General features: G+C 65.4%; 16 protein-coding genes and 1 pseudogene. 6 read left to right on the forward strand and 11 right to left on the reverse strand.

Annotated features, from left to right (window positions below):
* Positions 1-1,080 (reverse strand): endo alpha-1,4 polygalactosaminidase (locus HWY45_RS34015; protein ID WP_176118433.1); only part of this gene is annotated, 1,080 nt, incomplete at its 3' end.
* Positions 1,081-1,687: 607 nt separating this feature from the next.
* Between HWY45_RS34015 and HWY45_RS34020 the strand changes: the two genes are divergently transcribed.
* The 6 genes from HWY45_RS34020 to pelG all read left to right on the forward strand — a co-directional run bounded on the left by HWY45_RS34020 (position 1,688) and on the right by pelG (position 9,467).
* Positions 1,688-1,927 carry a hypothetical protein gene (locus HWY45_RS34020; RefSeq protein WP_059878869.1) on the forward strand — a complete coding sequence of 80 codons (240 nt, stop codon included), beginning with the start codon at positions 1,688-1,690 and terminating at the stop codon, positions 1,925-1,927.
* Between the two features lie 77 nt (positions 1,928-2,004).
* Positions 2,005-3,957, forward strand: a complete 1,953-nt coding sequence (locus tag HWY45_RS34025; protein ID WP_059878866.1) for an Agd3-related carbohydrate deacetylase — start codon at positions 2,005-2,007, stop codon at positions 3,955-3,957.
* 83 nt (positions 3,958-4,040) lie between these two features.
* Positions 4,041-5,489, forward strand: coding sequence for a PelD GGDEF domain-containing protein (locus HWY45_RS34030; RefSeq protein ID WP_059878863.1), 1,449 nt, complete (start codon positions 4,041-4,043; stop codon positions 5,487-5,489).
* On the forward strand, positions 5,476-6,387 hold the full coding sequence (locus HWY45_RS34035; RefSeq protein WP_059878860.1) for a hypothetical protein: 912 nt from the start codon (positions 5,476-5,478) through the stop codon (positions 6,385-6,387). The genes HWY45_RS34030 and HWY45_RS34035 overlap by 14 nt, the downstream gene beginning before the upstream one ends.
* Positions 6,388-6,401: 14 nt before the next feature.
* Positions 6,402-8,057: a GT4 family glycosyltransferase PelF gene (gene pelF / locus HWY45_RS34040; RefSeq protein WP_230941857.1), complete on the forward strand. Its 1,656-nt coding sequence runs from the start codon at positions 6,402-6,404 to the stop codon at positions 8,055-8,057.
* A gap of 39 nt (positions 8,058-8,096) precedes the next feature.
* On the forward strand, positions 8,097-9,467 hold the full coding sequence (pelG, locus tag HWY45_RS34045; RefSeq protein WP_059878857.1) for an exopolysaccharide Pel transporter PelG: 1,371 nt from the start codon (positions 8,097-8,099) through the stop codon (positions 9,465-9,467).
* Positions 9,468-9,514: 47 nt separating this feature from the next.
* Here pelG and HWY45_RS34050 read toward each other — a convergent pair whose 3' ends face one another.
* From HWY45_RS34050 to HWY45_RS34095, 10 genes and pseudogenes are all read right to left on the reverse strand, one after another.
* Positions 9,515-10,135 carry an HAD family hydrolase gene (locus tag HWY45_RS34050; RefSeq protein WP_059878854.1) on the reverse strand — a complete coding sequence of 207 codons (621 nt, stop codon included), beginning with the start codon at positions 10,133-10,135 and terminating at the stop codon, positions 9,515-9,517.
* Positions 10,136-10,248: 113 nt separating this feature from the next.
* On the reverse strand, positions 10,249-11,091 hold the full coding sequence (locus HWY45_RS34055) for a hypothetical protein (RefSeq protein WP_059878851.1): 843 nt from the start codon (positions 11,089-11,091) through the stop codon (positions 10,249-10,251).
* A 36-nt stretch (positions 11,092-11,127) separates the two neighbouring features.
* The gene (locus HWY45_RS34060) at positions 11,128-11,784 is read right to left on the reverse strand and encodes a TerD family protein (protein WP_059567647.1); all 657 of its coding nucleotides are present in this window, start codon (positions 11,782-11,784) and stop codon (positions 11,128-11,130) included.
* 90 nt (positions 11,785-11,874) lie between these two features.
* Complete coding sequence (locus HWY45_RS34065) at positions 11,875-12,891, reverse strand: DUF475 domain-containing protein (RefSeq protein ID WP_059809792.1); 1,017 nt, start codon at positions 12,889-12,891, stop codon at positions 11,875-11,877.
* 49 nt (positions 12,892-12,940) lie between these two features.
* Positions 12,941-13,693 carry a VWA domain-containing protein gene (locus HWY45_RS34070; protein ID WP_059878848.1) on the reverse strand — a complete coding sequence of 251 codons (753 nt, stop codon included), beginning with the start codon at positions 13,691-13,693 and terminating at the stop codon, positions 12,941-12,943.
* A 10-nt stretch (positions 13,694-13,703) separates the two neighbouring features.
* A complete protein-coding gene (locus tag HWY45_RS34075; RefSeq protein ID WP_059878845.1) occupies positions 13,704-14,768 on the reverse strand; it encodes a toxic anion resistance protein in 1,065 nt (354 codons plus the stop codon).
* A 412-nt stretch (positions 14,769-15,180) separates the two neighbouring features.
* Positions 15,181-16,466 (reverse strand): annotated as a pseudogene (locus HWY45_RS34080) (virulence factor).
* A gap of 125 nt (positions 16,467-16,591) precedes the next feature.
* On the reverse strand, positions 16,592-16,855 hold the full coding sequence (locus HWY45_RS34085; RefSeq protein WP_059878842.1) for a PAAR domain-containing protein: 264 nt from the start codon (positions 16,853-16,855) through the stop codon (positions 16,592-16,594).
* 11 nt (positions 16,856-16,866) lie between these two features.
* A complete protein-coding gene (locus HWY45_RS34090; RefSeq protein ID WP_081069692.1) occupies positions 16,867-18,348 on the reverse strand; it encodes a virulence factor in 1,482 nt (493 codons plus the stop codon).
* Positions 18,345-20,597, reverse strand: coding sequence for a T6SS effector phospholipase Tle3 domain-containing protein (locus HWY45_RS34095; RefSeq protein WP_059879036.1), 2,253 nt, complete (start codon positions 20,595-20,597; stop codon positions 18,345-18,347). The genes HWY45_RS34090 and HWY45_RS34095 overlap by 4 nt, the downstream gene beginning before the upstream one ends.
* Positions 20,598-20,615: the final 18 nt, after the last annotated feature.

Below are 20,615 nucleotides of genomic sequence, written 5' to 3' on the forward strand. Positions count from 1 at the left end.
CCATGCGCGCAGATAGGCGACGGTGAGGGAATCGGTCTCATGGCTGTCGAGCAGCGCGCGTTCGAGCGTGCCGCGCGGAAACACGGCGGCGAGCGACAGCGCGACGGCCGCGCCGAAGCCGGCGACGTCGAGCGCCGGGCCCGTCACGTACGGAATCACGCCGGCCGCGCGGATTCGCGCGGCGGTATCGCGCGCGCACACGTCGTCGGCCGGCGGGCAGTAGTCGATCGACACGACCGGCAGGCCATACGCCTTCGCGGCGTCCACCTGCAGCATCAGCCATGCGCGATCGGCCGGCGTCACTTCGGTGTAGCGCTGCTGCGCCTGGTTCCAGCCGCGATAGAGCGACTCGAACGCGACCGCATACACGCTCGCATGCACGCGCGGCAACAGCTCGAAGCCGCGGTTGAGCATCAGCCGCGCGGACGGGAAGCGCGCCTTGATCGCGTCGATCACCGCGACGATGCCCGCCTGCTGGCGCGCGCGCTCGGCGTCGGTCTTCGCGACGATCTGATAGGAGTCCAGCGTATCGAGGAAGAAGCCGCGAAAGCCGCGCGCCCACAGCGGTGCGATCACATGTTCGACATAGAACGCGGGCCATTTCGGCGCGGCCTGGTCGACCACCGCCGAACCCCACGCGCGATTCTCGCCGTGCAGCCACGCTTTCGGGATGTCCTTGTAATACGCGCGCGCGGTGGTCACCTCGCCGACGCTCACATACGCGAGCCACGCGGTGTGCGGCGTGTCGGCCGCGCGCGGGTCGAAATCGCTGTCGGGTTCGACGACGACGCTGTCGAACGTCGACAGCGCGGCAACCGGCACGTGCGCGCCGTAGAAGAACGCGAAGGCCGGCTGCGGCGCGACGGCTGCAACCGCGGCAGCAGCCGCGCTCGCGCGTGGCTCGCCCGCGCGCGCCTGACCCGCGTCGTCCGCGGCACGCGGCGCCGCGATCGCGGTGGCGGAATCGGCCGGAAGCGGAACCGTGTCGAGAGAGGCAGCCTGCGCCGACGCCGACAGCGGCGCGAGGCACGCGACGAGCGCGCGCACGCCGACCAGGCGACGCCGAATCCTCCCCAACATGGCCATGCCCCCCGGGCCCAACGGCTGTTGGCTCTGCACAGCAAACCCCCGTGTTGTCTTTCTTGCGTCGCGGCGTGCCATCCCTGGTTTCGTGTCACGACTGCACACGAACGCGCCGCGCTATCGAATCGGTCGCGCGTGACTGCGTGAATGCGCGATGCCTTGGATGAAGAAATAGACCAAGACATTTCGAAGTTCAAGGCGATGAACCCTGCAGGACGGCGAAACGTCGGGCGGTATTTTCCCGTAGTGCCGGCGCGTGCCCTGCGCGCCGTTGCACATCTGTTACGCGCCGCTGCAACCTTGCCCGCGCAACCGATGACGGCCGCCGCAGGCGATTCGTCGCGGGGCCGTTGCACGCGCATGCGGTGGATGCCGCCCCACATGCGCGCGCGAGAACGCGCCGGGCGCCCACGCGCCGAATCCGGTTCCGATGTATCAGCGATGAAACAAAACCCGCGCGATTCGGCGCACGCCAACCCGCTGCGCGCCGTGTGGCCGCCCTGCGCAAGGAGGCCCGATCATTGGTACGTTACTTGCGTCACGGCGAGGGGCAGCATCGACGGCGCATCCGTGCCCGGCGCCTCGACAACGCGGAGCATCGATCATGATTTGCGGAATCTCTGGCCTTCCGGGCCGCAGAGCCGTCGCCGCGTGCGGCGTCGCGCTCGCGCTCGCCGTCGGCCCGGCCTGCGCCCTCGCGCAATCCACCCAGTCGCCGCCGAACGGCGACAAGAACGCGGCGCCGCCGCTCGTCTTCAAGATCAAGCGCCAGGCCCAGCGCGGCCCGGCCCAGCCGCCGTCCTACCCGACGCAGCCGCAGCAGGAAGTCCGCAAGCTCCGGTAACGAACCGGATCGCATAACTCACTACATTGCCATCGCATACGAGCCACGTTTCCGATCGCCCGGTCGAGGGGAACATCATGCATCCGAACCCGGCTTCCCGCTTGTGCCAGTCATGCGCAGCCGCCACCCGCCGCCTCGTGCGCGCACGCGCGGCCGCCTCGCGCGCCGCTGCCGCACTGGCGCTCGCGATGCTCGTCGCACTTGGCGCGCTGCCGTTGCGCGCCGTCGCCGAAACGCCCGTATCCATTGCAATGAAGCTGCTCGTCGTATCCGCCAACGGCACCGAGCCGAGCTTCGCCGCGATCACGTCGGTGCTCAAGCAGGTCGGCGTGCCGTACGACACGCTGATCGCGACCCAGACGCCGCTCACCGCCGGCATGCTGTCCGACGGCCTCGGCAACGGCCGCTACCAGGGCGTGCTGCTGAGCACCGGCAACCTCGGCTACCTCAACCCGGCGACCGGCAACTACGAGAGCGCGTTCAGCGCCGCGCAATGGCAGGCGCTGTGGAACTACGAACAATCGTTCCGCGTGCGGCAGGCAACGCTGTATACGTATCCGTCGGGTTTCCCCGACAACTACGGCCTGACGCTGATCACCTACGCGAACACCACCGCCACGCCGCTGCAGGCATCGCTGACGGCGGCCGGCAAGGGCATCTTCAATTACGTGAACGGCGCGAACCCGATCACGATCACCAACGCGTGGACCTACCTCGCGACGCCGGCCGGCAGCAACGTCGTGCCGCTGCTGTCGACGTCGAACGGCTATGCGATCGCGTCGATCTACACGTCGGCCGACGGCCGCCAGAACCTGACGATCACCGCCGACGAGAATCCCGACCTGCGCCACACGCTGCAGCTCGCGTACGGCGTGATCAACTGGGTGTCGAAGGGCGTGTTCCTCGGCCAGCGCCATGTCTACATGAGCCCGCAGCCCGACGACATCCTGATCGACGACGACATCTGGGATACGCGCTCGCTGAGCGACACCACGGGCCTCACGTACCGGATGACGGGCACCGACTTCCTGAATGCCGCCGCGTGGCAGGGCAACCTGAACCGGAACGTGCCGAACGCCGCGAACGTCAAGATCGAATGGCCGTTCGTCGGCCAGGGCGCGACGGGCATCTACCTGCTCGATACGCTGACGCCGGTCGTCGCGCTCAACCAGGGCGCGTTCCGCTGGATCAGCCACACGTATACGCATGCAAACCTCGACGCGATCAGCTCGGCCGCCGCGACCACCGAGCTGCAGAAGAACGTGCAGATCGCGCGGCAGCTCGGCCTGCGGCTGTTCACGGCGGACAGCATGGTGCAGCCGGACGTGTCGGGGCTCGGCAACCCGAACTTCCTGAGCGCCGCGAACGCGTTCGGGATCCGCTACCTGGTCTCCGACACGTCGCAGCCGGCCTGGAACAACCCGAGCCCGAACACCGGCTTCACCAGCCAGTACCAGCCGTCGATGCTGATCATCCCGCGCCACCCGACCAACCTGTACTACAACGTGACCACGCCGGCGCAGTGGGTGTCGGAATACAACCACTTCTATGCGCCGGGCGGTCTCTTCCCGACCTGGGACCATCCGCTCAGCTACAGCGAGATCCTCGACAAGGAATCGGAGATCTGGCTGCGCTACATGCTGAAGTACGACATCGATCCGATCATGTTCCACCAGCCGAATCTCGCGCAGTACGGATTACTGAGCACGTCGACGCTGCTCGGCGACCTGATGGGCGCGACGCTGAACAAGTACAACGCGCTGTTCGCGCTGCCGGTGCTCAGCCTCGCGGAGCACGACATCGGCGCCGCGATGGCCGCGCGGATGGCGTACAACGCATCCGGCGCCGGCGGCACACTGCTGCTCGGCGCGACCGGCAACAGCATCCGGCTCGCGACGACGAAGGCCGTCACCGTGCCCGTCACGGGCATCAGCTACGGCACGAGCGTCGAGACCTACGGCGGCCAGCCGATTTCCAGCATCGCGCTGCCCGCGGGCGGCACGCTCACCGTTCCCGGCCCGGCATGGTGACACGCAGATGAACTCCAGGGCGCGGCCGCCGCCCCCGCGGGGGCCGCAACATACGACAACAATCGGGATGCGCGAGGTTTTCGATGGCCATTGATTCCAAATCGACGCGATTCGATGCGGGGATCGACGCGCAAGGCGACACGCCACCCCGCGCCCAGCATCCGAGCCTGCGCGCACGCATCCTGCATCGCACGTCGGCCGCGCGCTTCGCGTCGCTGCTGCCGCGCGACCACACCGCCACCTACGTCGCGCTCGAGACGCTCGTGCTGTCGGTGCTCGTCTTCGCGCTGTGCCGCGTGCTCTCCCCGGCCGATCCGCTGCTGCTCGGCAAGGCATTTCCGTGGATGTGGCTGCTGCCGCTGTTCGTCGCGCTGCGCTACGGCACCGTCGCCGGCCTGGGCGGCGCACTTCTGCTGGTCGGCGCATGGGGCGTGTTCTATGCGCGCCTGCCGCTCGCCGACGTATTTCCGCGCGACTTCTTCGTCGGCGGCTTCATCACGATGCTGGTCGCCGGCCAGTTCAGCGACACGTGGGCGACGCGGCTGTCGCAGGCGCGCACGTCGAACGCGTACCTGAGCGAGCGCCTGTCGGTGCTGACCAACAACCAGTTCCTGCTGCGGCTGTCGCATGACCAGCTCGAACAGGATCTGCTCGTGCGGCCCGCGACGCTGCGCGACGCGCTCGCGCGGCTGCGCGACATGATGCTGGAAGACAGCGTGTCGACGCCGGACGCGCCGCTGCCCGGCGCGCAGCGCTTCCTCGAAACCGTCACGCAGGCGTGCCAGATCGAAGCCGCGCAGATCCACGCGGTGCGCGACGGCCAGCTGGTCGCCGCGCCGGTCGCCGGCATCGGCACGCCATTCGAGTTCGACGCGTACGATCCGCTCGTGATCGCCGCGCTCGACGAGCTGTCGCTCGCGCATCTCCAGTCGCTCGACGCACGCGACCGCGCGCGGACCCGCTACGTCGCATGCGCGCCGCTGATCGGCGCCGGCGAAGACGTGGTCGGCATGCTCGTCGTGTCGCAGCTGCCGTTCCTCGCGCTGACCACCGACAACCTGCAGCTGCTGATCGTGATGAGCAGCTACTACGCGAACGGCGTGCGGCACGCGGCGCTCACGCACGACCTGCTGCAGGCGTTCCCCGACTGCCCGTACGACTTCGCGCTCGAATACGCGCGGCTTGCCGACCTGCGGCGCACGAACGGTGTCGCGTCGTCGGTGGTGATGCTGCAGTTCGACGCGAGCCGGCAGGCGCAGGCGATCTTCGAGCACGTCGAGCGCGCGAACCTCGACTTCCACGTGCAGTGGGCCTTGCATGCCGGCGGCAAGTGCGCGCTGGTCTTCATCATGCCGCTGTGCGACGAAGTGGCGGTCGAGGCGCAGATGCAACGCATCGAGACCGACGTGCGCGACCAGTACGGCATCGGCTTCGCGGAAGCGCGCATCGTCGCGCGCTGGTCGCCCCTCGACGGCACGCCGTCCGACGGCGCGCTGCGCCAACTGCTGGCCGCCTGCGATGAAACCCGTTGAATCCGCCCGCCCATCGCGCCATGCCCGCGCACGTGGCGGCCACCTCGCGCCGCCCGGGTCGCCCGGGCTGTCTCAGCGGCCGTCGGGCTGGCCCGGCGCGCGCGCGCTGCACGCGACGCGCGGCGCCGGCCGCAACGCCGCCGACGCGATCGCGCGCCTCGCGAGCCGCCTGCGCGCGTTCGCGTTCCCGCGCCTCGACGAAGGCGTGCTGATCGTGCTCGTGCGCGAGCCGCAGTTCACGCCGCACCTGCTCGCGACGCTGTCCTACGCACAAGAGCACCAGGTCAAGGAAGGCCTGCTGAACCGGCGCACCGCGGTCGGCCACCGCGTGACCGCGCTCGTCGCGATGCGCACGATGCCGGTGCGCGCCGCGAGCCCGATCCTGCACGCGCTGCTGAACGATCCGGCCGACGACGTGCGCCTGCTCGCGTACGGGATGCTCGACAAGAGCGAGAAGCGCGTCACGCAGCAGATCGTCGTCGAGCGCGCGAAACTCGCGCGGCGCATCAGCGACGACGAGCGCTACCGCATCGACAAGACGCTCGCCGAGCTGCACGGCGAGCTGGTCTACGCGCGCCTCGTCGAAGGCGACGTGTATCGCAACGCGCTCGAACAGGCCGACGCGCATGCGTTGCGCGCGCTCCACCATCAGCCGCAGGACGGTGCGCTGTGGCGGCTGCGCGGCCGCCTCGCGTTCGAGACCGGCCGCCTCGACGACGCCGAGGCGATGCTCGTGAAAGCGATCGCGTGCGGCTTTCCGCGCATGCGGGTGCTGCCCTATCTCGCCGAGATCGCCTACCGCCGGCGCGACTACGCGGCCGTGCGGCGCTACCTCGGCGACCTGCCGCCGGTGCCGCCGCACCTGCTCGCGCCGATCGCCGACTACTGGAAAACGTGACGAGGACGTTCATCATGATGCGCGACCCAGGTCTCGCTGCGCACTCCGGCCGCCGGCCGGCCACCGTCACCGACGCGCTCGGCAACGTGCTGCCGCGCGCGTTGACCGCCGACATCGGGCTGCTGCTCGAGGGCACCTATCCGTACGTGAGCGGCGGCGTGTCGTCGTGGGTGCACGACATCGTCCGCGCGTTCCCCGAGTACACGTTCGGCCTGTGCTTTCTCGGCAGCAAGCCGGACGACTATCCGAAGATGGCCTACCCGCTGCCGACCAACGTCGTCCACCTCGAGAACCACTACCTGTACGACGCCGGCCCGCCGCCCGCGCAGGTGCAGGGCGTGCGCGGCAACCGCGACGCGTTCGAGCGGATCGCGGCGCTGCACGAGCAGCTGCGCCGGCCCGCCGATGCGCCGCTCGACAACAAGCTCGTGCGCCGCGTCGTCGACGACCTGACCGAGGAGCACCGTCTCGACGAGGCGCAGTTCCTGTACAGCCAGGAGGCATGGACGTTCCTGACCGACCAGTATCGCGCGCACTGCAGCGACCCGTCGTTCTCCGACTACTTCTGGTCCGTGCGCCTGATGCACCGGCCGCTGTGGCAGCTCGCGGGGATCGCCGAGCGGCTGATCCCGATGCGCATGTATCACGCGGTGTCGACCGGCTACGCGGGCTTTCTCGGCGCGCTGCTGCGGCACCGCCAGGGGCGGCCGCTGCTGATCTCCGAGCACGGGATCTACACGAAGGAACGCAAGATCGAGCTGTTCCAGAGCCAGTGGATCCGCGACAACCGCAACCTGATCGAATACGACGCGTCGCATATCGGCTACTTCCACGAGATGTGGGCGCGCTTCTTCGAGTCGCTCGGCCGGATGACCTACGCAGCCGCCGACGACATCGTCGCGCTGTACGAAGGCAACCGGCGCCGTCAGATCGTCGACGGCGCGCCGCCGTCGAAGACGCGCACGATCCCGAACGGCGTCGACCTGCGGCGCCTCGCGCCGCTGCGCTGGCAGCGGCCCGCCGACGCGCCGAAGGTGCTGTGCCTGATCGGGCGCGTCGTGCCGATCAAGGACGTGAAGACCTTCATCCGCGCGATGCTGACCGTCGTGCGGACGATGCCGGACGCCGAGGCCTGGATCGCCGGCCCGGAAAACGAGGATCCCGCCTACGCGGCCGAATGCCGCGAACTGATCGACCGCCTCGGCCTCGCCGGCAAGGTGACGCTGCTCGGCATGCAGCGCATCGACGAGCTGCTGCCGAAGATCGGCGTGCTGGTGCTCAGCTCGATCTCGGAAGCGCTGCCGCTCGTGATCCTCGAAGCGTTCGCCGCGGGCGTGCCGGTCGTGACGACCGACGTCGGCGCGTGCGCCGAGCTGATCCACGGCGCCGATGCCGACGACGCCGCGCTCGGCAGCGCGGGCCGGATCGTGCCGATCGCCGATCCGGTCGCGCTCGCCCGCGAGGCCGTCGCGCTGCTGGCCGACGGCCACGCATGGCACGCCGCGCAGGTGGCCGGCATCGCGCGCGTCGAGCGCTTCTATTCGCAGGAGCGCATGGTCGGCGCGTACCGCGCGCTGTATGCGACGCTGGCCGGCGCGCCGGACCGGCACATGCCGGACCCGGGGCGCGTGGTCAGCACCGCGTCGTGTCCGTACGCGGCGCGCGGCTAGCGGCGCCACGGCAACCGGCCCTCGACGAAGGAGCGATCGATGTCCGCCATCGGAATCAAGCTGCGCCGGCTCGCGCGGCACAATTCGCTGCTCGGCATCATGCGCGCGTATGCGTATGCGGGGCTGGTCGGCGCCGGGCCGTGGATCTGGTCGATCGTCGGCATCCTGCTCGTCGGGCTGCTCGGCGCGTCGCCGCTGCTGCCGAACGCGATCGTGTCGGACTTCCAGGTGTCCGCGACCTACCTGATCGCGGCGAGCCTGATCGTCACCGGCCCGATGCAGCTCACGCTCACCCGCTTCACGAGCGACCGCCTGTTCGACAAGCAGCTCGACGCGATCGTGCCGAACTTCACCGGCGCGCTGCTCGCGGTCACGGCCGGCGCGATCGTGCTCGGCCTGCTCGCCGCCGGCTTCGTGTTCGATGCGCAACGCGGGCTGTATCGCGCGCTGATGGTCACCGGCTTCGTGCTGTTGTGCGACATCTGGATCGCGAGCGTCTTCCTCGCGGGGCTCAAGCAATACAGCGGGATCCTGCGCGCGTTCTTCGTCGGCTACGCGGTGACGACCGTCGCGGCCGTCGCGCTCAAGCACTTCGGCCTCGAGGGGCTGCTGTACGGCTTCGTGCTCGGCCAAACGCTGCTGCTGCTGTTGCTGCTGACCCGTGTCTACGGCGGCTTCCCGGCGACGCGCGTGATCTCGTTCGACCTGTTCCGGCGCGTGCACCGCTATCCGACGCTGATACTGATCGGGCTGCTGTACAACGTCGGCATCTGGATCGACAAGATCATGTTCTGGTATTCGCCGGGCACCGGGCAGTCGGTGGTCGGGCCGCTGCACGCGTCGGTGATCTACGACATTCCGATCTTCCTCGCGTACCTCGCGATCACGCCGGGGATGGCGGTGTTCCTGCTGCGCGTCGAAACCGAGTTCGCGCGGCACTACGGCGCGTTCAACACCGCGATCCGCGAAGGCGGCTCGCTGCAGCAGATCGAATACGCGCACGACGCGATGGCGCAGTCGCTGCGCAGCGCGCTGTTCGACATCGTCAAGGTGCAGACGCTGACCGTGCTCGTCGTGCTCGCGACCGGCCCGCTGCTGCTCGACGCGATGGGCATCTCGCGGCTCTACATGCCGCTGCTGTCGGTGCAGGTGATCGCGACCAGCCTGCAGATGGTGTTCCTCGCGATCATGAACAGCTTCATCTATCTCGACCGGCGGCGCCCGGCGCTCGTGCTGATCGCGGCGTTCTGCGTGCTGAACGGGTGCCTGACCGCGGCGACGCTCGCCGCCGGCCCGGTGTTCTACGGCTACGGCTTCGCGATTTCGCTGCTCGTGGTGGTGCTCGTCGGGCTCGGCTGGCTGGACCGCAAGCTCGACACGCTCGAATACGAGATCTTCATGCTGCAGTGAGCGGCGCGCCGTTCGCGCGCCATGCGTCGGGCATCACGCATCACGCGTCACGCATCGATCGGCGGCATCGGCCCCTGCCCGCGAATCCACGCCCAGTTCGCGCGTTCGGCCATTTCCTTGTCGCCGCGGCTGTCGCCATACGCGAACAGCTTCTGCGGCGGGTGCTGGCCCCACCATGCGCCCAGCCGCACGACCTTCTGCGGCCCCCAGCAATTCTCGCCGTCGAGCCGGCCGGCGAACGCGCCGCGCTCGAACGCCAGCTGCGTGGCGAGCACCGCGTCGAAGCCGGCCGCCTGCGCCCACTTTTCCAGGTACAGCGACGGCGACGCGCTCACCAGCACCAGCTCATGGCCCAGCGCGCGATGCGCGCGAACCCGCTCGAGCATCTCCGGGCGCACGAGCCGCGGCAGGTCCGCGTCGACGAAACGGCGCGCGAGCGCGTCGAGCGCGTCCTCGCGGATCGGCCCGAACGCGAACCACGCGAACTTCGCCTTCGCGTCGCCGCGCGAGATCCACCCCGCCTTCATCGCGACGATCCACGGCAGCGCGCGCAGCCCCGCCCATGCGAAGCGCGGCGTGCCGATCGCATGGCGGACGAAATGGCGGAAGCTGTCGGACGTGGTGATGGTGCCGTCGAAATCGAATGCGGCGACGATGCGGTCGGTCATGGAGAATCGGTCGGAATGCAATGGAATGCCCGGGAAGATAGCAGACTCGCGGCGGCGCGCCCATGCGCGGCGCGACGGCGGGCAGGCCGTCCCCCGCCCGTCGCCCGCTCCGCTCAGCCCTGCAGGCGCGCGGCGGCCGCCGCGGGCAGCACCACGTTCATCAGGTGATCGGCGCGCGACAGCAGGTCGGTCACGCGCTCGTCGAGCCTGCGCAGTTGCGCCGGCTGCATGCGGATCTGCTGCACCGCCTGCCCGACGATGTTGCGGCGGTCGAACAGCATGCGCTCGAGCCCCGCGTCGTCGGGCGCGCGCACCACGTCCGCGACCGCGCTCAACGCCGCGAGCACCACGACGAGGCTTTCTTCCGCGTGCCGGAGCTTTGCGGCCAGCTCCCCGGTCCGGCCCGGGAAGAAGCCGAGCGACTGCTTGAGCGCGCCGAGCGCCGCGCGGTAGTCGAGCTGCCCGGACGACGGCCGGAGCCAGCGTTCGAGCATGCCGGCCCTGCGTGTAGCCTGCGCGAGCAGGCCCGCCATCAGGTCGGCCGCGTCGAGTTCGTTGAATTCGCGCGTCGTCGCCGCGACGGCCTCGACGAGATTGCCGGCGCTTTCGAGCGCGCCGTCGCCGATCGTCGCCACGCTCGCGAGCCTGAGCGGCACCAGTTGCCGGATGTGCCGCTCGATGCGCGGCGCGTAGTCGGGATAGAGATTCGGGAAAGCGCGCTGCGCGGCGTCGAAGCACTGTTCCAGCAGCGGATGGTTCGCTTCGCCGAACAGCGCCTTGCCGGCCGCGGCGGCCGGCAAGGCGCGCGTGTCCCGCTCGGGGGCGGGACCGAAATCGAGCGCCTTCGGCTCGGGCCGGTCGGCCGGCGGCGCGCCGAACACGAGACGGCCCGGCACGCGCGCGGGCGCGCCGTCGTCGAAGTCGAGCGCCTTCGGCTCGTCAGGCGGGCCGGTCATCGCCGCGTCCTGTCCGGCGCACCGGGCCGCGGCCCGTCAGACCACGCCGCCATAGGCCCGGACGAAATCGCCGAGGCCGCGGTTGTAGCCCGCGCCGACCGCCTTGAACATGAAGTGGCCGTCGCGCCGGTAGAAGCTGCCGACCTGCACCGACGTCTCCATCGAGAAATCCTCTTCGAGCGCGTACTGCGCGATCGCCGCGCCCGTCACCTCGTCGGCGATCCGGATGTAGCTGTTGCGAACCTGCCCGAAGTTCTGGCGCCGCACGTCGGCCTGGTCGATCGTGACGACCACCGAGATTTCCTCGATGTCCGTCGCGAGCTTCGTCGCGTCGATGAAGATCACCTCGTCGTCGCCGCCGCCGCTGCCGGTGCGGTTGTCGCCGCTATGGACGACGCCCAGGCACGTCGACGACGGCATCCCGCGCTTCGGGAAATCGTGGCCGGGCTGGATGAAGGTGTCGCTGCGGTCCATCGTGCGCACTTCGCTGTTGTAGAACACGAAGTGCTGATCCGAGATCAGCTTCGGATTGTTCTGCGCGTCGTACTTGCAGAGGAACACCGACACGTCGAGATCGAAATCCGTGCCCGTATCCGTCGCGTTCGCATCCCAGCCGAGGCCGATGCGGAATTTCTGCGTGCCGGGCGCCTCCTTCGACAGGTTGACGCGGCCGCCCTTCGACAAATTGATCATCTGAACCTCTCCTGCTGCAACCCGCCGGTCGCCGGCGGCCAAGCCGGGCTGCGTCCGGCAGCCCGTCGTCGCGATATCCGCGCAGCGGCGTTACTTGCCGGCCGCCTCGGCCCGCTCTTCCTTGCGCTGCGCGACGATCGACGACCACACCGCCGCGCCGATCATCGCCGCGCCGATCAGGCCCGTGATGACCTCCGGCACCTCGAGCTTGACGCCGAGGAACATGATGGCCGCCAGCGCGCCGATCGCCCAGAACGCGCCGTGCTCGAGATAGCGGTACTGCGCGAGCGTGCCCTTCTTCAGCAGCACGAGCGTCATCTCCCGGATGTAGGCCGCGCCGACGCCCAGGCCGAGCGCGATCAGGAAGATGTTGTTCGACAGGGCGAACGCGCCGATCACGCCGTCGAAGCTGAACGACGAATCGAGCACTTCGAGATACATGAAGCCCGCGACGCCTTCACGCACCACGCGCGTGCCGGTGTCCTCGCCGCCGATCAGGTCGCCGATGCCGTGCGCGATCACGAAGCTGATCACGCCGAACGCGCCCGCGAGCAGGAAGCTCACCTGCTCGGCCGACGGCACGTACAGCGACGCGATGATGACGATCGCGAGCGTGAGCGCGACCTCGAGCGCCGTGATCCGGCCAAGATGGCTCATCGGGCCTTCGAGGAAGCCGATCCAGTGCTCGTCCTTCCCGGTGTCGAGCATGAACTTGAAGAACACCATCAGCAGGAACGCGCCGCCGAACGCGGACACCTGGTGATGCGCGGAGGTGAGGATCGCCGCGTACTTTTCCGGTGCGTCGATCGCGAGCGTGAGCGCCTCCCACATGCCGATGTGGCCGATCACCGCGACGATCAGCAGCGGGAACACGAGCCGCATGCCGAACACCGCGACCGGCAGGCCGAACACCATGAAGCGGTTGCGCCACTTCTCCGACCAGTTCTTGAGCACCGACGCGTTGACCACCGCGTTGTCGAGCGACAGCGAAATCTCGAGCACGCACAGGACGGCGACGATCAGCATGTCCTTGAAGCCGCCGAGCAGGTACGCCGCAACGAGCGCGAGTGCCGTCAGTGACAGCGGAATCTTGAAGTCTTTCAGCATGATGGGATGTGACTCGGTTTGAAAAAAAAGAGGCTGTGCGGGCCCGCGCTCACTTCGCGCGCACCCAGTCGCAGAATTCCTGCGTGATCAGCTGTTCGTAGATCTGCTCGTCGGTCACGTCGAGCGATTCGAGATGCAGGAAGCCGACGTTCGGCATCGCGCCGGCCGTTTCGGCGAGGAAGTCGAATTCGCGCGGATCGCCGACGCCGACCAGCGACCAGTACAGCGGGTAGTGCTGCGACTCCGTCAGCAGCTGGCGCACGCGCTTGCGATCGTGCTTCGGGTTCTGGCCGTCGGTGACGAACAGCACCCAGGCCGGCAGGTGGCCGTTGGCCGGGGCCGGTGCGCTCGCCGGGGCAGGCGCGTCGCCGGCGCTGCCCGCGCTGCCGAACAGCCGGCTCAGGAAGCCGCGTTTCGCTTCGCGCTTCGGCTCCGGCGCGCGGAAGAAGAAGTCGACGATGTCGTTCATCACCGGCGCGTACTGCGTGCCGCCCCACTTCGTGATGTTGCCGTTCAGCACGTAGTCGGTGATGTAGGCGCCGTAGTTGTCCGGCGTCGCGGTCGGCAGCCGGTCGTAGCCCTCGGTGAAGGTCCACGTGTCGACTTCGCCGTTGTCGTCGAACTTCAGCGCGATGCCGAGGATCCGGTCGTGGGTTTCCTGGATCACGCCCGACTGGTAGAGCGCCTTCGCCGAGCCGGAGATGTCGAGCGCCGCGCCGACGCGCACGACGGGCGGCTTCAGCATCCGGCGTTTTTCGAGGACGATCGCGACCTTCGCCGCGCGTTTCTCAAGCGTAATCATGCGGTGTCCTTCAATGGTGCTTCGGAGCGAAACGTGTGATCAGGTCCTGTTCGAGCTGGCGCAGGCGCGGCGCGTCCTGGTCGCGCTGGCGCTTGCCTTCGGCGATGATCCTCGTGACGTCGTCGAACGCGCCGAACAGCTGCTGCTGCGCGTATTCGAACGTGTCGGCCGAGATCACCGGGCGCTGGCCGAGCTTCGCGACTTCCTGCGCGTTCGCGCGGTTCAGGTCCGCCTGCGCGCGGATCGCCTCGTCGGCCGCGTCGTACGTCGCGTTCGCGAGCGCCGCCGCGCGCTTCGTGCCGAGCTGCTCGAGGTAGAGCGCGAATGCGTTGGTCCACGCGGGGATCAGCACCGTTCTGATCGTCATGAACTTCGACGTCAGCGTGCGCTTCTGGTCCTGCTCCATCCGGATCTGCGGCGCGAGCTGCTTCGACATCAGCATCGCGCGGTCGAGATCGTCGAGCTTGCTGCCGAGCGCGTCGGCCGTGCGCTGCACGTCGAGCAGCCGCTGCGCGGCGAACGCGTCGTCGGCCTGCTGCCGGCCGGCCGCGAGGCGCGCGCGCAGCGCGGCGAGCGCGGCTTCGCCGCGCGCCTTCGCCTGCGCGAGTTCCTGGTGCAGCGCGTAGTTGTCGTTGTACATCTGCTCGAGCGCGTCGATGCCGGCCTTCTGGCGCTGCGCGTGCTGTTCGAGCTCGGTGACGAGCGTGTCGATCCGCTTGCTGACCGATTCGTATTGCGACAGCAGCTTTTCCTTCGTCGAACGGAACAGCCGGGTGACTTGCGTGAGCAGCCCGCCCTTGTCGGCACTGCGCGGGTCGAGGCCCTTGGCCGTTGCGATCAGTTCGTTGAGCTTGTCGCCGAACTGGTCCGCGTCGGACGCGCGCACGCTCGCGAGTATCTGCTGGGAGAACGCGGCGATGCGGGTGCCCTGCGCCGCGCCGAGCTGGTCGATTTCGTCGAGGGTGATCGGGTGCGTGGTGTCGGCCGCGAGCGGCATGACGACGGGAGACGAAGACGGGCCGGAAGGACGATCGCTGACCGCGTCGGATTTCTTGTCATCGAACAGCGGCTTCATGTGGCTACCACGTTTCCTTTTCTGCTTCTGCTGCGGGTTGTCGTGCCCCAATGACAGGCATCCGCGATTTCCGGCCGTGCTCTCTCACGACGGCGGCAGACGGACAATAAATGGGGTGAATGCTCTGCGTCAAGAGAATGCTTTCAATTTGCATTCGTTGGTGAAGTGGAACGTCGGGAACTGTGAAAGGCGTGGAAAATTCTTCCTATTGGGGGCAGACCTGTTGGGCTTGTGACAAGGGCGTGACGGTTGGTTGCGGCTTGCATGAATGAAAAGATATTGAAAGATGCGTGGGGGATGCGCTTCGATCTCACATTACGGATCGCTGACCGCGCGACGAGGCGTAACCGGGGGTCCGGCGCACCTATTCCGAGTAACCCTGCGCCGCCGGCCGCGCATCGTGGCGACGCCCTCACCACGGCAGATAGGCGTTGTTCTCGCCGCGTGCGCGGAACCAGTCCTTGTCGGGGTCGATCGGGGTGAGTTTCGATGGCGGGACGATCACGACGGCAGTCGGATGATCCACGTCGGTCGTGCCGGCCACCAATACGCTCCCGCCCAGATGGTTCGCACGGCCGATCGCCAGCGCGACGTTCGTCAGCGCCGTGCCTGCGCCCATGTCACCGAGCAGCGCCGGGGTGTTGAAGCCTTCCCTCTCGGTGCCGTCGTCCGACGGCAATGCGTCGACCGCCTGAGACAGGACATCCACGCGCGCGGGCGCCTCGTCGCTTTGCCTGCCTGCGTCGTAGATCACATAGCTCACTGATGAAACGGCTACGCCGGCATTGCGTGCGGCGGCTTCGATGGCCGCCGTCCAGGCCTGCTTGCGGCGGCTTGCGCCGGGCTTCTCGGTGAAGGCGTCGGCGGCGCTTCGCGCCGTCTTGCCGATCCACGTCAGCGGTTCCCGGTCGGTCTTCAGGTTGGGGCCCGCGAGGAACAGCAGCGCCAGATTTTCGTTGGTCTGCTCGTCGTTCGGCGGGAAGCTCGGGGCGTCCCAGTTCATTACCCAGACGCTTTCCTGAGGATGTGCCTGCAGATAATCAAGCGCGGCATTCAACGACGCGAATCCGGCATTCGCTCCGCCGACATGCGCGCGAACGTCCGCTGGAACATTTCTGCTCCAAAGCTCCTTAGCGTCTTCATTCCCGATTTCGAAATAGCCCTTTATCTGATCGGCCAAATATCCGCTTGCCTCGCCAGCATCAAGTCGATTAGGGATGGCAAGCTCAACGCGAATACCGGCGAGCCCCCTCCACTTACCCACATTATCGGGAGATACGGTATAGAAATAATATGGATTTAAAACATATTTTCAGCAAACAAACCCAACAATTTTTTTACATATTTCTTATAAAACCCGCGAAAAATTTCTTTCCCCCTGTTCCCATCCACAACAATAGAAATGGGTTGAGTCGAACTAAATTTCTGACGATAGTTCCTTACCATGTCATCATTTTTGTTCGGCTGAACGAGCCCCATCGTCCACGGTAGCTGCCATTCGGTCGGGTAATCACGACGCTGTAGCCGATTAAGCCATTCAAGGCCGACTACTTGGGCAACAAAGGGCTTGGAAGATGTATCCGGGACTGGTTTCGCCGGCGTGGCGCTCACTTCGGCACGTGCTACCGAGCCCGACCAGATTGCCGTCAAGATGATTGCTGCGATCCCGATGCGCTTGGGGAAAATGAAACGATGCATGGATGTTCGAGGTTGAACAGAGGGCAGCGGGTACCGTGCTAGCCGCATTGTCCCGTTGCCCTGTTGTCGGCGGAACCACATCGCACTATGCGCGGTGGAGTTCCTGACGGCGGTAATTCGGGTGCTTACTCCCGCCCGGAAGACGGCACACTCGAAATCAGCGTCGCCCCGCAGGAAGTCTTGTGGCCGTCGAACGCGGCAGGCTTCCCGTCGACGATGACTTGCGGGTCGCCTTCGGCAATGAAGCACGCCTGGTGGCCGGAGATCGGGCAGACACACATGTCGCCGAGCCGGGCGACCGGCCTGCCCATTACTTCGCTGACGGCACTGCCCGTCACGACCTTGCCGCCGTGGCTCGTCGCATCTCCAACTCGAATGATTCCGCGCATAGGGCCAACGCTTATTCAGAGTAGCCCTGGGACCCCGGCCGCGCGTCGTGGCGACGGCCCCACCACGGCAGATACGCGTTGTTCTCGCCGCGCGCACGGAACCAGTCCTTGTCGGGATCGATCGGCGTGAGCTTCGAAGGCGCTACAACCACGACCGCCGTCGGATGATCTGAATCAGCCGTGCCCGCGACAAGCACATTTCCGCCCAAGTGATTGGCACGTCCAATCGCAAGCACAACATTGGTCAGCGCCGTACCGGCACCCATGTCACCGAGCAGCGCGGAGGTATTGAACATCTGCTTGCTGAAATCGTATTCCGGGAGCACTTCGGTCAGAGACTGTGACAGAGAACCGATACGCGCAGATGCCGCGTCGCTTCCTTTGCCTGCGTCATGAACGATGTAGTTCAGTGACGGGACAGTTACCCCGGCATTGTGTGCAGCCGTGTCAATCGTCGCCTTCCAGGCTTGTACTGATCGGCTCGCGCCCTGCTTGGCGTCGAAGTCTTTGACGTTGCTTTTCGCGGCCTTGCCAATCCATGCGAGCGGCTCGCGCCCGGTCTTGAGATTCGGGCCTGCCAGAATCAGCAGCGCCAGATTCTCGTTGAGTTGCTCGTCGCTCGGCGGAAAGCTCGGTGCGTCCCAGTTCATCACCCAGACACTCTTGTCGGGGTGCGCCTGCAGATAGTCGAGTGCGGCATCGAGCGACGTGAAACCGGCGTTCTCTCGGCCAGACGTGACGTGCACATCTGGTGGCGTATCACGACTCCATAGATCCTTCGCGGACGGGTTTCCGATTTCAAAGAAATCGACCATCCGATCACTGAGATGAGATTTGGCCAGTGCCGGATCAAGGCGACCAGCAGGAATCGCCAGTTCAACGTGAACACCCGCCAATTCGCGCCACTTGCTCCTATCACTCGGATTTACCGTATAAAAATAACCTCCATCCGTTACATACCGAGTCCGAAAAACCAACAAAGTCTTATCGATATATTTTTTGTAGAACCCTTTGAATGACTCACCACCCCACTGACCATCCGCCACAATCGATATAGGCTGTAGCGTCGAGTATTTTTTGGGGTTCGTACGAACCATATCATCATTTTTGTTCGGCTTTGCCAGGCCGAGAGTCCATAGCAACTGCCATTCCGTCGGATAATCCCGGCGTTGCAGCGGGTTCAACCATTCGAGGCCAACGACCTGCGCTACGAACGGCTTAGATGACTCAGTCGCGGTCGCCGGCACTCCCGAATCACGTGACGGAGCTGCCACTGCCCGTGGCGTTGCAATCACCGTCGTAAATGCAAACACCACAACTGCCAAGAGTCCAGGCACCAATGCCAATCGCTTCATCAATGCTCCCGTGCTTAACAAATCAAACGCTGTTCCATCAGACGAGGCCATCATCGTCAAGGATATTCCCGAGGCCAATATCATCACAACACAGGCCAACGCCGCTCGGCGCTGCCAAGTGGCGATGCTCGCCCTCATACATAGCTCCCGATTTTCATAAAGAACCCTCCATCACGCTCATCATGTATCTTCGCGGGCATTTTTGCATCACCGTCTTTTGCAATCCATTCATGCAGGAACATCGTCTTATATTTTCCACTCAAAATATAGTCGCCAAATGCATGACTTGGATTATCTTCGCCCAACCCGCCGACAAATCTCCAGTCAGCCTCAATTCTGAGCTTGAGAAATTCACCCTCCGTCAGATAACACAGTCCAATCGCAATATCATAAGCCAAGGCATATTGCGCATGATCCGAATTAGTCATGATCGTCGAATGATTCGTTGGGTTGTTCTTATCCCCGTTATTCAGAATATCGAATATTTTCCTATCGCGCCACTTCGCATAATCCGCACTTGCTTGAGCAGGATCGTCCTCCCCAGCCACTTTTCCGTCCGCGCCAACCCAATCGGCATTTTTTGCCCGTCTCGCCTCCATACGCAGAATCGCATGGTCCTCGTATCGCTGCGCTGCTTCAGTCTGCACGTTGCCCTGCGCCGTCAGTTCTTTCGCGTTAGCCGGAAACTTCTCCGATTTACTGTCGAAATTATCGTACGGATCATCGGTATTCCTCTCCTTCTTTCCGGCGTCCCGCGCAGCCGAGGGAGGATCGTAACCTTCATTGAAGGCGCCCTCTTTTTCATTGGCTCCCGACGACTGGTCATAGCGCGTCGCCCTTGGCTTGAATCGTGTCTCCTTGTCGAGCATCGGCGCCGTAATCGGGATCTCCCATTTTTCCGGCGGATCAGCATTGACCTTCACACTTGTCAGATTGAACAAATAGAGCGCCGGACTCGATACAACCGTAAAAAATTTTGCAAGCCAATTCTGATTGGAATGCAATGCACGCCCAAGTGCGAATCGGGCATCCGGCGATTTCGGATACCAGAATCCCTCCTCCTTGTTTGTCTCATGACGCCAGTCATCCTCCCAATACCGATAAAGCTTGCCTTCTCCACCAACCTCGAAACCCGATGCAAAAACCCGCTGCGAGAACACGCCCCATCCATTGGTCGCATTGATTTCTTCGATATTCATGCCACGCCAGCCGATTCCTTGCACCGTCGTCGCGGATATGACCTGATCATGCGGGCAGCAGTACAGCGTCACACGCCCGTAAGTTTTCTCCCCATACAACCCATGTGCCGCCCGATCCTTGGCCGCACTATACGGTTTTCCGCCGTTCTGCGACGGCCGTGAGTTTTCCATCGCTCGATCGAGATCCTCCACCGGCATCTCGAGATCCGCTCGTGCACGGAGGATATCGAAGTACTCTCTCAGCGTTTCCTTGCGGGCGACATAGGTTTCCCGCCCTGCGCGCCCGTCCTTGTCCCGCATCCCGCGCTGCGCCCAGGTGTCGGTCCCGATTCCCTCCACGAGACTGTACGGAGGATTCGCGAGGACGTAAGTGTCGGCAACGCAACGTCCACTCTTGCCCCATTGATCCTTGACTTCAGGCAGGCGATCGCCCAGAAACGCCGCCGAGATGCCAACCATGTTCCCCTGGCTGTGGCAGACGACCGTTATCGGCACGTCGGCCTGCTTCTTGCGGATCGACTCGATCAGGCGCGCAAGCCGCAGCGCGGCCAGTACGCCGTAGGTGCGAGACGGCGTCGAGTAGACCTGACGATTGCCTACGGAATTCAAGTGCTGAACCGTGATCCAGAGGAACAATCGGTCGTTCAGCCCTTCATTCCACAAATCGGGCAGACTTGAGCAGCCACCCGCGAACGGTCCGCCTCCCCAGTAGTTCTTCTCATTGAGCATGATCTTGTCGCCATACTCTTTCAATTCGGTCGAGTTCGCGGAGTACCCCCATCGAAAATGAATGACGGGGGAAAAAGACGGGTCCGGCTTGATGTACGTCTTCGAAGACATCTCCGGGTTCAGAAACCCGTCTGGAGTCAGGCTTTCGATGTAACTGACAGGTGACATTTGCCCTGCAGAGGGCCCTTGTTGGAACAACTGGTCGCTGTAACGGCCCATGCGCCGATTCAGGCCGGCACACAGCCCCTTCTCCGCCTCCTTGAACCACTCCCCTTCGGAGTTCACACCGTGCACGAAGATGACGACGCCCGGAAGCGGCATCTGCATCACGCATTCCAGTTGGTTCTTGTGGTCGGGCAGCACCGTGCCCAGTCCGTTGCCAACCGTAATCTGGGATGGATCGGAGGCAGATGGCTGCGCTGTCGCCCTGTTCGAAAAATCTACGCTACGGCTCGACATGTTATCGTTCTCAATCAC

Source organism: Burkholderia stagnalis, from assembly GCF_902830275.1.
Lineage (GTDB): Bacteria > Pseudomonadota > Gammaproteobacteria > Burkholderiales > Burkholderiaceae > Burkholderia > Burkholderia stagnalis.

Excerpts from the sequence above, each read along its gene's own strand:
- HWY45_RS34020 (WP_059878869.1), top strand. The coding sequence starts at position 1,688 with ATGATTTGCGGAATCTCTGGCCTTCCGGGCCGCAGAGCCGTCGCCGCG.
- HWY45_RS34025 (WP_059878866.1), top strand. The coding sequence starts at position 2,005 with ATGCATCCGAACCCGGCTTCCCGCTTGTGCCAGTCATGCGCAGCCGCC.
- HWY45_RS34030 (WP_059878863.1), top strand. The coding sequence starts at position 4,041 with ATGGCCATTGATTCCAAATCGACGCGATTCGATGCGGGGATCGACGCG.
- HWY45_RS34035 (WP_059878860.1), top strand. The coding sequence starts at position 5,476 with ATGAAACCCGTTGAATCCGCCCGCCCATCGCGCCATGCCCGCGCACGT.
- pelF (WP_230941857.1), top strand. The coding sequence starts at position 6,402 with ATGATGCGCGACCCAGGTCTCGCTGCGCACTCCGGCCGCCGGCCGGCC.
- pelG (WP_059878857.1), top strand. The coding sequence starts at position 8,097 with ATGTCCGCCATCGGAATCAAGCTGCGCCGGCTCGCGCGGCACAATTCG.
- HWY45_RS34050 (WP_059878854.1), bottom strand. The coding sequence starts at position 10,135 with ATGACCGACCGCATCGTCGCCGCATTCGATTTCGACGGCACCATCACC.
- HWY45_RS34055 (WP_059878851.1), bottom strand. The coding sequence starts at position 11,091 with ATGACCGGCCCGCCTGACGAGCCGAAGGCGCTCGACTTCGACGACGGC.
- HWY45_RS34060 (WP_059567647.1), bottom strand. The coding sequence starts at position 11,784 with ATGATCAATTTGTCGAAGGGCGGCCGCGTCAACCTGTCGAAGGAGGCG.
- HWY45_RS34065 (WP_059809792.1), bottom strand. The coding sequence starts at position 12,891 with ATGCTGAAAGACTTCAAGATTCCGCTGTCACTGACGGCACTCGCGCTC.
- HWY45_RS34070 (WP_059878848.1), bottom strand. The coding sequence starts at position 13,693 with ATGATTACGCTTGAGAAACGCGCGGCGAAGGTCGCGATCGTCCTCGAA.
- HWY45_RS34075 (WP_059878845.1), bottom strand. The coding sequence starts at position 14,768 with ATGAAGCCGCTGTTCGATGACAAGAAATCCGACGCGGTCAGCGATCGT.
- HWY45_RS34085 (WP_059878842.1), bottom strand. The coding sequence starts at position 16,855 with ATGCGCGGAATCATTCGAGTTGGAGATGCGACGAGCCACGGCGGCAAG.
- HWY45_RS34090 (WP_081069692.1), bottom strand. The coding sequence starts at position 18,348 with ATGAGGGCGAGCATCGCCACTTGGCAGCGCCGAGCGGCGTTGGCCTGT.
- HWY45_RS34095 (WP_059879036.1), bottom strand. The coding sequence starts at position 20,597 with ATGTCGAGCCGTAGCGTAGATTTTTCGAACAGGGCGACAGCGCAGCCA.